Origin of the sequence: uncultured Jatrophihabitans sp., assembly GCF_964244045.1 — a bacterium.
GTDB lineage: Bacteria > Actinomycetota > Actinomycetes > Mycobacteriales > Jatrophihabitantaceae > Jatrophihabitans.
In genome coordinates this window covers 20,243-32,705 of sequence record NZ_CAXTHK010000039.1, presented here as the reverse complement: position 1 = coordinate 32,705, position 12,463 = coordinate 20,243, and the positions used below count along the sequence as shown (strand labels likewise).

The 12,463-nt window shown below is 69.5% G+C and carries 13 protein-coding genes; 9 read left to right on the top strand and 4 right to left on the bottom strand.

Going from position 1 to position 12,463, the window contains the following annotated elements:
• The 6 genes from ACFFC4_RS19785 to ACFFC4_RS19760 form a co-directional block, all read left to right on the top strand.
• Nucleotides 1-842, top strand: an 842-nt coding sequence (locus ACFFC4_RS19785) for an acetamidase/formamidase family protein (RefSeq protein ID WP_375504071.1), incomplete at its 5' end; no start/stop codon positions are given.
• Between the two features lie 161 nt (nucleotides 843-1,003).
• On the top strand, nucleotides 1,004-2,008 hold the full coding sequence (locus ACFFC4_RS19780; protein ID WP_375504069.1) for a TerC family protein: 1,005 nt from the start codon (nucleotides 1,004-1,006) through the stop codon (nucleotides 2,006-2,008).
• A 38-nt stretch (nucleotides 2,009-2,046) separates the two neighbouring features.
• Nucleotides 2,047-2,502 (top strand): tellurite resistance TerB family protein, encoded by a 456-nt coding sequence (locus ACFFC4_RS19775; protein ID WP_375504067.1) that lies wholly within the window; start codon nucleotides 2,047-2,049, stop codon nucleotides 2,500-2,502.
• Between the two features lie 47 nt (nucleotides 2,503-2,549).
• Entirely contained in the window at nucleotides 2,550-3,125 is a 576-nt protein-coding gene (locus ACFFC4_RS19770) for a TerD family protein (RefSeq protein ID WP_375504065.1), read from the top strand.
• Between the two features lie 111 nt (nucleotides 3,126-3,236).
• Entirely contained in the window at nucleotides 3,237-4,406 is a 1,170-nt protein-coding gene (locus tag ACFFC4_RS19765; protein WP_375504063.1) for a HoxN/HupN/NixA family nickel/cobalt transporter, read from the top strand.
• Between the two features lie 41 nt (nucleotides 4,407-4,447).
• Nucleotides 4,448-5,269, top strand: a complete 822-nt coding sequence (locus ACFFC4_RS19760; RefSeq protein ID WP_375504061.1) for a GNAT family N-acetyltransferase — start codon at nucleotides 4,448-4,450, stop codon at nucleotides 5,267-5,269.
• On the opposite strand, the gene ACFFC4_RS19755 is transcribed toward ACFFC4_RS19760, so the two are convergent.
• Nucleotides 5,245-6,753, bottom strand: a complete 1,509-nt coding sequence (locus tag ACFFC4_RS19755) for a sensor histidine kinase (RefSeq protein WP_375504059.1) — start codon at nucleotides 6,751-6,753, stop codon at nucleotides 5,245-5,247. The genes ACFFC4_RS19760 and ACFFC4_RS19755 overlap by 25 nt on opposite strands.
• Nucleotides 6,737-7,426, bottom strand: a complete 690-nt coding sequence (locus ACFFC4_RS19750; RefSeq protein ID WP_375504057.1) for a response regulator transcription factor — start codon at nucleotides 7,424-7,426, stop codon at nucleotides 6,737-6,739. The genes ACFFC4_RS19755 and ACFFC4_RS19750 overlap by 17 nt, the downstream gene beginning before the upstream one ends.
• A gap of 190 nt (nucleotides 7,427-7,616) precedes the next feature.
• Between ACFFC4_RS19750 and ACFFC4_RS19745 the strand changes: the two genes are divergently transcribed.
• Complete coding sequence (locus tag ACFFC4_RS19745; protein WP_375504055.1) at nucleotides 7,617-8,189, top strand: hypothetical protein; 573 nt, start codon at nucleotides 7,617-7,619, stop codon at nucleotides 8,187-8,189.
• Nucleotides 8,190-8,796: 607 nt separating this feature from the next.
• Nucleotides 8,797-9,489: a VOC family protein gene (locus tag ACFFC4_RS19740; RefSeq protein WP_375504053.1), complete on the top strand. Its 693-nt coding sequence runs from the start codon at nucleotides 8,797-8,799 to the stop codon at nucleotides 9,487-9,489.
• Between the two features lie 39 nt (nucleotides 9,490-9,528).
• Here ACFFC4_RS19740 and ACFFC4_RS19735 read toward each other — a convergent pair whose 3' ends face one another.
• Nucleotides 9,529-9,954 carry a PLDc N-terminal domain-containing protein gene (locus ACFFC4_RS19735; protein WP_375504051.1) on the bottom strand — a complete coding sequence of 142 codons (426 nt, stop codon included), beginning with the start codon at nucleotides 9,952-9,954 and terminating at the stop codon, nucleotides 9,529-9,531.
• Nucleotides 9,955-10,017: 63 nt separating this feature from the next.
• Nucleotides 10,018-10,680: a lysophospholipid acyltransferase family protein gene (locus tag ACFFC4_RS19730; RefSeq protein WP_375504049.1), complete on the bottom strand. Its 663-nt coding sequence runs from the start codon at nucleotides 10,678-10,680 to the stop codon at nucleotides 10,018-10,020.
• A gap of 404 nt (nucleotides 10,681-11,084) precedes the next feature.
• Between ACFFC4_RS19730 and ACFFC4_RS19725 the strand changes: the two genes are divergently transcribed.
• Nucleotides 11,085-12,443, top strand: a complete 1,359-nt coding sequence (locus ACFFC4_RS19725) for a DEAD/DEAH box helicase (protein ID WP_375504075.1) — start codon at nucleotides 11,085-11,087, stop codon at nucleotides 12,441-12,443.
• The last annotated feature ends 20 nt before the right edge of the window (nucleotides 12,444-12,463 follow it).

Sequence of the window (12,463 nt, the reverse complement as noted above, 5' to 3'; positions counted from 1 at the left end):
AGTTCCCGTTCCTGAATCCGCAGACCGGCCCGTTCTATGTCGAGGGCGCCGAGCCCGGTGACACGCTGGCCGTGCACTTCGTTGACATCGAGCCGGCCCGCGACTGGGCAGCGTCCACCACTGTGCCGCTGTTCGGTGCGCTTACCTCGACGCATCAGACGGCCACCCTGCAGCCGGCCCTGCCCGAGGTCGTCTGGATCTGGGAGCTCGACCGGGTCAAGCGGACGTGCCGGTTCGCCGCCCGTGACAGCGACGCCACGGTGGAGCTGCCCATGGACCCGATGCACGGGACGGTCGGCGTCGCGCCGGCCAACCTGGAGGTGCGCTCGGCGCTCGTGCCCGACGCGCACGGCGGCAACATGGACACCCCCGAGATGCGGGTCGGAGCCACCTGCTATCTCGGCGTCAACGTTGAGGGCGCTCTCGTCAGCCTTGGTGACGGACACGCGCGGCAGGGTGAGGGCGAGACCTGTGGCGTCGCGGTCGAGGCAGCGATGAACTCCGTCGTCATCGTCGAGCTGATCAAGGGTGTCCCCACGCCCTGGCCCCGCATCGAGACCGACGACTACCTCATGTCGACGGGCTCGGCCCGTCCGCTCGAGGACGCGTTCCGGGTGGCGCAGCTCGACCTGGTGCAATGGGTCGCCGACGAGTGCGGGCTGTCCGAGCTGGACGCCTACCAGCTGCTCTCGCAGGCCGTCGAATCCCCACTGGCCAACGTCGTCGACACCAATTACACGTCGGTGGCCAAGGTCCGCAAGGCCTACCTGCCGTCTCGAGGCGACCGCTACGGGGTGCACGCCCGGCTGCGGGCCCAGGCAGTCGCGCACACCACAGGCTAGGTCGACGCACAGCTGACAGCGGGTTTCTCCGCCATATTGCCGAAATTCGGCAGCGGAAAGCTCTGAAGAGTCACTCTGAACGGTCCGTGAGGGCAGATCTCAGCAGGAAGACTAAGGACAACGGCGACGGATCCGCAGTCGCCACCTTCCGAGGAGACCTGATGGACGTACCACTCTGGGGCTGGGCCGCGTTCGGCGCGGTGGTCGTGATCATGCTGGCGATCGACCTGCTGGCGCACCGCGGCGCGCACGTCATCCAGTTCAAGGAAGCTGCCTGGTGGAGCGCCGGGTGGGTCGGGCTGTCGCTCGTCTTCGCAGTCGTGCTGGCGATGACGCTCGGCACCGATGCCGGCGTCGACTTCACCACTGCCTGGTTGCTCGAGAAGAGCCTGTCGGTCGACAACCTGTTCGTCTTCGCGCTGATCTTTGGCTACTTCAAGGTGCCCCGGGAGTACCAGCACCGGGTGCTGTTCTTCGGCGTCATCGGCGCCCTGGTCTTCCGTGGGATCTTCCTGGCGGCCGGCGTGGCGATCGTCAGCCAGTTCACTGCAGTGCTGTTCGTGTTCGCGGCGATCCTGCTCTACAGCGCGTTCAAGCTGATGAAGGACGAGGACGAGTCCTACGACCCGGGCAAGAGCGTGGCCCTCCGGCTCATGCGCAAGGTGATCCCGGTCCGCGAGGAGTACGCCGGCACCAAGTTCTTCGTCAGGGAACTCGGCAAGCGCGTTGCCACTCCGCTGCTCGCTGTCGTGGTCGCCATCGAGGCGGCCGACCTGGTCTTCGCGGTCGACAGCGTGCCGGCCGTGCTCGCGGTCAGCGACGACCCGTTCATCGTCTATTCGTCGAACGCCTTTGCGATCCTGGGTTTGCGAGCGCTGTACTTCCTGCTCTCGGGCCTGCTCGAGAAGTTCCACTACCTGTCCAAGGGCCTGGCGATCATCCTCGCCTTCATCGGCGTCAAGCTGGTCATGCAGGCCTCGCACAAGGTCATCGACTCCTCGATCCCCGAGATCCCGTCCCTGCTCAGCCTGGGCGTGATCATCGTGGTCCTCACCGGCTCGATCGTCCTGAGCCTGCTGAAGCCGCCGGCTGAGGAGGTGGATGACGACGGCGGCGATGAGCTCGCTGTGCAACAGCCTGCGGCGGGGACCCCGGCGAAGGCCTGAGCGTTCCCTCGATAGCGACCCACGAAAGGACTTTGACCATGGCACTCTTCGACCAGCTCAAGAACCGGGCACAGGACCTTGGCGACCAGCTGAAGACCAAGAAGGACCAGTACCGCAGTCGCGAGTTCGCCGATGCCAGCATGGCCGTTTGCGCCCTGGTCGCCGCGGCGGACGGGTCGATCGATCCGAGCGAGCGTCAGCGCACCGCAAGCCTGATCGTCAGCAACGACACGCTGTCCGTCTTCCCGCCCGACGACCTGCGGGCCAAGTTCGACAGCTATTGCGACAAGCTCAACCGGGACTTCGAATTCGGCAAGGTCGACGCCATCTCGGCGATCGGCAAGCTACGCGACAAGCCCGACCAGGCACGCGCGGTCATCTCGATCGGGCTCGTCATCGGCCACGCCGACGGCTCGCTCGACGCCGCGGAGCGAAAGGTCGTCAGCGACGCCTGCCACGCCGTGGGTATCGCGCCGACCGAGTTCGACCTGTAGACCAGACAACAACCCGTTCTCCCTTACTTCTCCGAAAGGAACACACCATGTCAGTCAGCCTCGCCAAGGGCGGCAACGTCTCCCTCTCCAAGGAGGCCCCAGGCATGACGAACGTGCTCGTCGGCCTTGGGTGGGACGCCCGCACCACCACCGGTACCGATTTCGACCTCGACGCCTCGGCCATCCTGCTGAAGGCCGACGGCAAGGTGCTGTCGGACAAGCACTTCATCTTCTTCAACAACCTCACCAGCCCGGATGGCTCCGTCGAGCACACCGGCGACAACCTCACCGGTGAGGGTGAGGGCGACGACGAGGCGATCAAGGTCAACCTGGCCTCGGTCCCGGCCGAGGTCGACAAGATCGTCTTCCCGGTCAGCATCTACGAGGGCCAGGCTCGCCAGCAGGGCTTCGGCCAGGTCCGCAACGCCTTTATCCGGATCGTCGACCAGGCCAGCAACAACGAGGTCGCCCGCTACGACCTCACCGAGGACGCGTCCACCGAGACCGCCATGGTCTTCGGCGAGCTGTACCGCAACAACAGCGAGTGGAAGTTCCGTGCGGTGGGCCAGGGGTACTCCTCGGGCCTCGTCGGGATTGCCCAGGACTTCGGCGTCAACGTCTGACGCTTGTAGATGATCTCGGGCCCGGCCGAACGGCCGGGCCCGAGCTGTCCCACCGGTGAGCTTGTCGCCAAGTGATTGCAACAAGGCCAAGAGGCGGTTAGCGTCACTCCGGTGACCAGCACCGTGCGGCGCCCCGCGTCGACCTCCCGGATCGCGGCCTTCCGCGACGGCCTGAGCCGCACCGACCGGCGATCGCTGTGGGGGATGTTCGGCTTCATCGTCGTCCTGCACGTGCTTGGGTTCGGCATCGTGTTCGGCCTGGTGATTCCGAACCATTACAAGCTCGGCGGCGACCACCCCGTGTTCAACGTCGGCGTGGCGGTACTGGCCTACACCTTCGGGATGCGGCACGCCTTCGACGCCGACCACATCGCCGCCGTCGACAACACCACCCGCAAGTTGATGTCCGACAACGCCGAGCGCGAGGTGCAGGGGTACCGCGACAACCGCAAGCCGCTGTCGGTCGGGTTCTGGTTCTCCCTCGGCCACTCGACGATCGTCTTCCTCCTGGCCTTCCTGCTCTCGGTGGGCGTCAAGGCGCTGGCCGGCGAGGTGAAGAACGACGACTCGGAACTGCACTCCGTCACCGGCATCGTGGGCGCGTCGGTGTCCGGGGTCTTCCTCTGGGTGCTCGGCATCCTCAACCTCGTCGTGCTGTTCGGCATCATCGGCGTCTTTCGCCGGATGCGGCACGGCGAGTACAACGAGGCCGAACTCGAGGAGCATCTCAACAAGCGCGGGTTCATGAACCGTTTCCTCAACGGGTTGACCAAGTCCGTCCGCAAGCCCTGGCACATCTACCCGATCGGGGTGTTGTTCGGCCTCGGGTTCGATACCGCCACCGAGGTCGGTCTGCTGGTCATCGCCGGCGGGGCCGCCGCGCTGAACCTGCCGTTCTACGTCATCCTCGTGCTGCCGGTGCTCTTCGCCGCCGGCATGTGCCTGCTCGACACCATCGACGGTGTGTTCATGAACGCGGCCTACGGCTGGGCCTTTCTCAAGCCGGTGCGCAAGGTGTTCTACAACATCACGATCACCGCGGTGTCGGTCGCGGTCGCGCTCGTTATCGGCAGTATCGAGCTCATCAGCGTGCTGGCCGATCAGGCCCACATCAGCTCCGGCCCGATCGCGGCGATCGCCGACATCCCGCTCGACTACGCCGGCTACGGCATCGTCGGGCTGTTCGTCGCGGCCTGGGTCGTCGCGCTGCTCATCTGGCGCTACGGGCGCATCGAGGAGCGGTGGTCGGCGAACCTCGCACCCATCGCTGACGTGGACTGAGTCGTCGCAATCTCGGTTGACAGCGCTGCTGCGCTGAACCGGTGATCACCGCCAACACCGGCCTGCCCGATGAGCTTCTCGCCGAGATCGGCGAGCTCGAGCAGCGGGTGGTCGCCGCCGACGGCGGCCGGCTCAAGCTCGAGTGGAAATCACTGCACTCGCGGTCCGTCGACGATGTCGTGGCGCACGAGGACGGCCGCTTGATCGCCTTCGTCGGCGTCTACCGCCATGGGGGCGAGCCTGAGCTCACCGGCATGGTCGACCCGGCGCACCGTCGCCGCCGGATCGGCGCGGCCATCCTGACGCGCGCCGTGCAGCTCGTGCGTGATGTTCCGAGCGTCCTGCTCGTCGTCCCACGCGCGTCGGCCGGCGGTCGGCAGCTGGCGCTGACGCGTGGGGGAGTGCTGGACCACTCCGAGCACGCGCTGCGGCAGAGCGTCGCGCCGCCGCCAGCGCCGGTGGACGAGCCGGCGGGCCTGCACGTGCGGCCGGCCGGGGAGGACGATCGCGCTGTCGTCGACACCTTGATCCGGGAGGGCTTCGGTGATCCCCGAGGCGGACGCGAGCACATGGACGGGACGGCGGTCGCCGAGCTCGACGGTCGCGTGGTCGCGACGCTGGCTGTCGAGCGGCACAACTCCCGCGCCGGCGTCTACGGCTTCGTCGTGGACCCCGCATTGCAGGGCCGCGGCATCGGGCGGGCCGTGCTCGGTCGTATGTGTCGTGACCTGCGCGCCGACGGCGTCGAGGAGGTGCACCTCGAGGTCGAGGTACGCAACGAGCGGGCGCTCGGGCTCTACACGTCGCTCGGGTTCGAGCCCGTGACGACCGAGGACTACTACCGGCTGGCCACCAGCGCCTGACGGGAGGCGGCTGAGCGCGCCGCCCACGTCGAGGTCGCCGGCAGCGTCACCCGGAACCGGGCTCCGCCGCTGGTCGAGTCGACGCAGGCCAGCTCGCCGCCGTGGGCGCGAGCCAGGGCGCGAGCGATCGGCAGCCCGAGTCCGAACCCGCCGCGCTCGCGCGAGCGGGATTCGTCCAGGCGCACCAACCGGTCGAAGATCCGTTCCCGGTCCTCGATCGGCACGCCAGGGCCGGAGTCGAGCACGTCGACGTGCCACCACTCGTCGCGGCGGTTGATCTCGACGGTCACGGCGCCCTGCGGGCCCGCTGCCGAACGAGCGTTGTCGAGCAGGTTGGCGATGATCTGACCGAGCCGGACGGGATCGCCGTCGACCGCGGCCGGGCCGTCGGCGCGCAGCGCGGTCGTCAGGCCCGGCGCCAGCAATTGCACCCGAGCGAGCTCCTGGCCCGCGATCTCGGCCAGGTCCACCGGCTCGGCGCTCAACGACATGCCGGTGTCCAGCCGGGTGACGGTGAGCAGGTCGTCGACGAGCCGGCTGGCCCGTCGGGTTTCGCGCACCAACGTCACGTAGGCGCGCTCCCGTTCGGCCGCACCCGGTTCGTCGCGTAGCAGCGTCTCGGTGGTGGCGGCCAGCCCGGTCAGCGGCGTTCGTAGTTCGTGCGATACGTCGCTGAGGAAGCTGCGCAGCCGGGTCTCGGCCGCGGCCGCCTCGGCGAGCGCGGACTCCAGCGCGTCGAGCATGTCGTCGAAAGCGGTCGCGGTCCGGCCCAGTTCGGTGTCTGGGCGTCCCGTGCGCAGCCGGCGGCCACGGTCACCAGCGCCGATTCGGCGCGCGAGTGCGGTCATGTGGTCGAGCGGACGCAGCGCCGTGCCCACCAGGCGGACGAGCAGGACCGCAGCCAGGATGAGGGCGATCACGCCGCCGACGAGTTCTAGGACGATCAGGCGGTTGAGGGTCGCCCCGATCTGCGAGCTGTCGACCGATAGCGTAAGTGTCTGGTCGGTCGAGGGCAGCACCGCGCGCACGTACAGCGTCGAGCCCGCGGATTCCACGCCCGTGGTGCTCGCCGGAGCACGCGGCTGAGGGACGGTTCGGCCGCTGTTGTTCGGCGGACGGCCCTGCGGACGGCCGGACTGCCCGTTCGACGGCGCCGGCGGCCCGGAGTCGGCCGTGACACAGTGCGGCTCGCTGTCGGTGCTCGTCGCGCTCGTCGAGCGGGGGCTGCAGAGCAGGGACGAGACACCGTCGCCACGAAGCCGGTTGACCAAGTCCTGCGGCGCCAGGGCGCCGTCGAGCTGGGTGGCGAGCGAGACCCGGTCGGTCAGTCGGGTGCGTAGGTCGCTCTGCAGCCGCGCCTTGAGCAGCAGGTCGACGGTCGTGAACAGGCCGGCGAGCAGGACAAGCAGCAGGGCCAGAACGCTGAGCACCACCCGCCCGCGCAGCGACGCCGGGCGCCGTAAGCGGCTAGTTCTTGAGTACATAACCGAGGCCACGGACGGTGTGGATGAGCCGGGGGCCGTCGACTTCGGTCTTGCGGCGCAGGGCGCTGACATGCACCTCGACCAGGTTCGGGTCGTAGTCGTCGTAACCCCACACCTGGGTGAGGATCTGCGTCTTGGACAACGTCCGGCCGCGGTTGGTCGCGAGATAGACCAGCAACCGCCACTCGGTGGCGGTGAGATCGAGGACGTGATCAGCACGGCTCGCGACGCTGGCCGCCTCATCGAGCAGCAGGTCGCCGACCTGCATGGTGGCCGCGACCCGGCCCAGCCGGCGAAGAGCGGCGCCGGAGCGGGCCAGCACCTCGGACACCGCGAAGGGCTTCGCGACGTAGTCGTCGGCGCCGGCCTCGAACCCGCGCAGGCGGTCGTCGAGGTCGTCGCGCGCGGTCAGGAACAGCACGGCAGCGTCGGTGCGCGAGCGCAGTGCGCGGGCCAGCTCGAACCCGTCGCGGCCCGGGAGCATCACGTCCAGGACGACCAGGTCGGGACGGAACGCATCGACCTGATCCTCGAAGCGGCCGCCGTCGGACAGCGCCAGCACGTCGTGACCGGCCTGGCGGTAGGCGGTGCGCAGGGCGTCGCGGATGGGTGCCTCGTCCTCGACGACCAGGACGCGTGCCGACGTCGTCGGGATGGCTCGGTGCGCTGTCACGCTGCCGATCCTCCCGTCGAGTACTGAAGTGGCGCTGAAGTGTTGAAGTGCTGAAGTGTTGAAGTGCTGAAGTGCTGCTGAAGCTCGGTCGGTGCTGGTTCTGCTTCAGCGCAACTTCAGAGTCCCCGGTGAGGGTGGGCGGCGCATGTGCATCAACCCTTGACTTCACCGACCGGAAGGAACCACCACCATGTCCACGCCATCCCTGTCCCGCCGCCACCTCGTCGCGGGGCTCGCCACTGTCGGCCTGATCGGCGGCGGTGCCGCGGTTGCGAATGCCGCGACCGCAGACACCTCGGCGCCGGCTGGCTCGACGAGTTCGTCGTCGGCGCCAGCCACGCCGAAGCCGCCGACCCCAAGACCGCACATCGACGGGACCGTGGTGAGCGTCTCGGGCACCACGATCACGGTTAAGGACCACGACGGGTTCACCCGCGAGATCGAGGTCAGCTCGAGCACGAAGTACACGCTCGATGGCAAGACGTCCTCGTTGAGCGCGGCCACCAAGGGCCGGTTCGTGCACGGTGACGGCACGGTCGACAGCAACGGCACCAGCCTCGACGCGACGACCGTTGCGATCATGACGTCGGCGCCGAAGCCTGGCGACGGCCCACGCGGCCCGGGCGGTCGCGGACCCGGCGGGCGTGGACCGGGCGGCCCAGCCGGCCTGCCGAAGCCGGGTGCCAAGCCGGGTGCCAAGCCGTCCGGTGCGCCCTCGTCGACGTCCACGCCGACATCGACACCGACGTCGACCCCGAGCTGAGCGCGATCGAGCGTGTTCCGCGATTCTCGACGACGCCAACAGCAACGTGATGGCGAGCAGTCACCTGTCGACCAGCTCGAAGCCTGGCGCGACTGGCGGCTCGGACACCGCCGAATTCCCGGCGGTGTCCGAGCCGCCGGTTCGGCCGCAAGCCCGTGGGCCGCGACGGGGGATCGTCGTCGCCGCGGTCCTGGTCGTGGGCGCGCTCGCCCTCTGCGGGCTCGCGGTGCTGGGCATCGGGCCGGTCGCCCGATTCGTGAACTCCGCGGACAGCACCGGCGGCCGGCCGGCCACGACTCCCTCGTCCCGGCCGGCCGCAACCCCGTCGACTACATCGCCATCGGTTGCGGCACCGTCGACTACATCGCCAGCTGTTGCGGCCCCGCCGACCGCGACGCCCACCGTCGCCGGACCGGCCGGTGGGAGACCCGGCCCGACAGATGGACCGGAGAAGCGGCTGAAACCGCCCAAACCGCCGGCTGGCCCGCCGGCAAAATGACGGTCGACAACAGCTGTCCGCCGGGCGGGGCGGGACGAGGCGGGACGAGGCGGCCGGTGGACACGCGGGTTGCGGCCGGTGTCAGACCGGCGCGCGACACTGTCGGGCATGAATGCTGATCCGTCCGCCCAGGTCCTCACCAGTCCCGCCGCCTCGGCGGCTGTCGAGGATCTCGGCTGGCGCGTCGTGCTCGGCACACTGCTGGCCGGCGTCCCGGTTGAGTCCTTGGCGCAGGGCGTCGACGTCGCCGGGCTCGCGGAGCGGGCCTGTGGTGCGGCCGCCGATGAGCACCTGCGAGTCGATGTCCGGCCGGAGCGCGTCGAGCTTTCGGTGCAGACCCGGGCGGCCGCTGCCCACACCGACCGCGACGTCGAGCTCGCCCGCGCAATCACCGCCGCGCTCATCGGCGCCGGCTACGAGTTCGTGGCGCCCAGCGGCCACCGGCCGGTGCAGGCGCTGGAGATCGCGATCGACGCGCTCGACGTCGCCGCCATCCGGCCGTTCTGGATGGCGGTGCTCGGCTACGTCGACCAGCCCGGCGCCGACAACGGCCACGGCCTGATCGACCCCGCCGGGCAGGGCCCGTCGGTGTGGTTCCAGCAGATGGACGAACCGCGCCCGCAGCGCAACCGCATCCACTTCGACGTCGCGGTCGCCCACGACGATGCGCGACGACGCGTCTCGGCCGCGCTCGACGCGGGAGGCAGGCTGGTCAGCGACCTCTCGGCCCGAGCCTTCTGGATACTCGCTGACGTCGAGGGCAACGAGGTCTGCGTGTGCACGTGGCAGGACCGGGACTGAGCGACGCTTACGGAGCGAACAGAGTACTGAGGTGACGCCTCAGCCGGGCTGGCCATCCTCGGGGCGACGCAGCAGGCGGTGGCGCTCGGCCCCGAGGTCGGCACGACGCCGGGTCTCGTAGGCCGCCCGTTGGGCGTCGGCGCGGGCTTTCACCTGGCGCAGAAACACTTCGTCGTCGTCTGGGTTGGCGGCGACGTGCCGACCCGGCCGGTCGTACTGCGGGAACGCGGCCGTCAACTTCGTCGCGTCGGCCGCCGCGCGCGGCTGCGCCGGACCGGTCGCCCACGGGCGCCCGGCCACCAGCCAGACGATCGAGCCGACATCGGCCAGCAGCAGCACGATGAGCAGCCACATCAGCTTCGGCAGGTTGCGCTGCGCACCGTCGGGCGTGGTGATCACATCGATGATGCAGAACAGCCAGAGCCCGAGCAGCAGCAGTCCGACCGCCCCGTCCGCCAGAATCATGGCCGGATAATGACACAGCGGGTGCCCGGCTGGTACCCAGCTTCAGTGGAAATTGCCGCGGAATTACTGCGGTCCGGCCAGGCGCGACCCGAACCGGGCGGCCGTCCGCCGCCGTCCCGCCACCTCGAGCGGGGCGGATTCCCGCAGCTCGTCCAGCAGCCGTTGCGAGAATTGGGCGGTGGACTCACCCGGCTGCAACCCGCCGCCGCGGGGGCGGAAGAACTCGACGCGGATCGCCGGCCGGTGCGGCACCCGGACCACGTCTACCGTTCCGATCGAACGCACGCCCACCACGACGGCCTGCGGCACCGCCTCAGCCAGCCGGCCGACGCCACTACGCGCCCGCAGCACCCGACCGAGTGAACGAGTGCCCTCGGGAAACATGCCGATACACGCGCCCGCCCGCAGTTCCGCGATCGCGGTGGCCAACGCGTCGTCGTTGTTGGCACCGCGCATGACGGGGATGTGCCCCATGCCCGTCATGAAGGCCGCCGTCACCGGCGTCTTCCACAACGTGGACTTCGCGAGGGCGCGAATCTGGCGCACGTCACGAGCAGCGACGCCGATCGCGATCGGATCCCAGTAGCTGTCGTGATCGGCCACGACCAGGGTCGGACCGGTGGCCGGTAAGACGTCCAGGCCGCTGACCTGCAGGCGCGACCACCGCATGATCGGGCCGCCGATCATCAGTACCGCTCGGTATGCAGGGGTGAAAGCCGGACCCATGCGCTCATCATGACGCAGGTCACGTCCGGCCGTCGTCCGGCGGCGGGTGGCTCGTAAGCGCCGCGATGCCGGTTAGACTGGGTATCGAAGCCGGCGGGCTACAGAACTGCCCGCACTGAATTCTTGCTTCATCTGCGACGCGAGAACCTGCGTCGGGCTCGTGCCAGAACCGTGTCGGGCGTCAGTAAGACGCACACAGACACGATTGCCGGGACGTGCCACCGTTCCGAAGGATCTTTGTGACCACCTCTGCCCCGCGCGGCGCTGCCGCGCGCCCGTCCTCTGCGCGCCGTTCCGGCAGCCGCCCGCAGACCCGCCGCTCGACCCAGAACCACGGCACCCAGAACCATAACCACAGCCAGAGCAGCCACGGCCGCTCCAACCAGCGCCCGGCGTCCCGATCGCTGTGGGACACGCTGCCCGTCAGCGTCGTCCCCACCGAGAACCTGCCGAGCTTCGCCGAGCTGGGCCTGCCCAAGCCGCTCGTCGACGCCCTGACCTCACGTGGGCTTGCCACGCCGTTCCCGATCCAGGCCGCCACCATTCCCGACGTCCTTGCCGGTCGCGACCTGTTGGGCCGCGCCGCCACGGGTTCGGGCAAGACGCTGGCCTTCGGCCTGCCGCTGATCGGCCGCCTTGCCGGCAGCACCTCGGCGCCGCGTCGCCCGCGCGGGCTCGTCCTGGTGCCCACCCGCGAGTTGGCCATGCAGGTCACCGACGCCTTGACGCCGCTCGCCTCCGCGCTCGGTGTCTCGGTGCGCCTCGTCGCGGGCGGCCTGCCCATCACCAAGCAGATCCAGTCGCTGAGTCGCGGCGTCGACATCCTCGTGGCCACGCCCGGGCGCCTTGAGGACCTCATCGAGCGCCGCAGTGCAGACCTCGGCGGCGTCGAGGTCACCGTCCTGGACGAGGCCGATCACATGGCCGACCTCGGCTTCCTGCCCGTCGTACGCCGTCTGCTCAACCAGACGCAGTCGAACGGTCAGCGTCTGTTGTTCTCGGCCACGCTCGATGGCGACGTCGCGACGCTGGTCGAGAATTACCTGACCGACCCCGCTGTGCACGCGCTGTCCACCGCCGAGGCGTCTGTCGACACCATGACCCACTACCTGTTCCGGGTCAGCCCGGAGGCGAAGTTCGACCTTGCCGCATCGATCGTGGCCCGTGAGGGCCGCACGATCGGCTTCGTGCGCACCAAGCACGGTGCCGACCGGATGGCCAGGAACCTGGCGCGCGTCGGCGTGCGTGCCGGCGTGCTGCACGGCGGGCGCAGCCAGTCGCAGCGCAACCGCGCGCTCGACGCCTTCAAGGACGGCTCGGTGCCGGTGCTCATCGCCACCGACGTTGCGGCCCGTGGCATCCACGTCGACGACGTGTCCCTCGTGCTGCACGTCGACCCGCCGGCCGACCCCAAGGACTACCTGCACCGCTCGGGCCGCACCGCCCGCGCCGGAGAGAGCGGCGTCGTGGTCGTGCTCAGCACCCCGCAGGACAATCGCGACGTGCAGAAGATGCTGCGCGCCGCCGGTGTGCAACCCGCTGAGCGCGACGCGGTTGGCAGCGACCCCGCGTTGGCCGGACTCGTCGGGGCCCGCCAGCCCAGCGGCACCTCGATCGTCGAGGCCCGCGCACCGCGCCCGACCCCGCGGGCCGACGGCAGCCCGCGACGCCCCCGCACCGGTTTGAATCACCGCCAGGGCGGAGCGGCCGGGTTCAGCTCGCGCCGCGGCTCCGGTGCAGGCCGCCCTCGGCGCGCCTCATGACAGACGTCATTAGCGAGGAG

What these genes read in the sequence shown, in the direction of transcription:
- ACFFC4_RS19780 (WP_375504069.1), top strand. Translation starts at nt 1,004, where the DNA reads ATGGACGTACCACTCTGGGGCTGGGCCGCGTTCGGCGCGGTGGTCGTG.
- ACFFC4_RS19775 (WP_375504067.1), top strand. Translation starts at nt 2,047, where the DNA reads ATGGCACTCTTCGACCAGCTCAAGAACCGGGCACAGGACCTTGGCGAC.
- ACFFC4_RS19770 (WP_375504065.1), top strand. Translation starts at nt 2,550, where the DNA reads ATGTCAGTCAGCCTCGCCAAGGGCGGCAACGTCTCCCTCTCCAAGGAG.
- ACFFC4_RS19755 (WP_375504059.1), bottom strand. Translation starts at nt 6,753, where the DNA reads ATGTACTCAAGAACTAGCCGCTTACGGCGCCCGGCGTCGCTGCGCGGG.
- ACFFC4_RS19745 (WP_375504055.1), top strand. Translation starts at nt 7,617, where the DNA reads ATGTCCACGCCATCCCTGTCCCGCCGCCACCTCGTCGCGGGGCTCGCC.
- ACFFC4_RS19740 (WP_375504053.1), top strand. Translation starts at nt 8,797, where the DNA reads ATGAATGCTGATCCGTCCGCCCAGGTCCTCACCAGTCCCGCCGCCTCG.
- ACFFC4_RS19735 (WP_375504051.1), bottom strand. Translation starts at nt 9,954, where the DNA reads ATGATTCTGGCGGACGGGGCGGTCGGACTGCTGCTGCTCGGGCTCTGG.
- ACFFC4_RS19730 (WP_375504049.1), bottom strand. Translation starts at nt 10,680, where the DNA reads ATGGGTCCGGCTTTCACCCCTGCATACCGAGCGGTACTGATGATCGGC.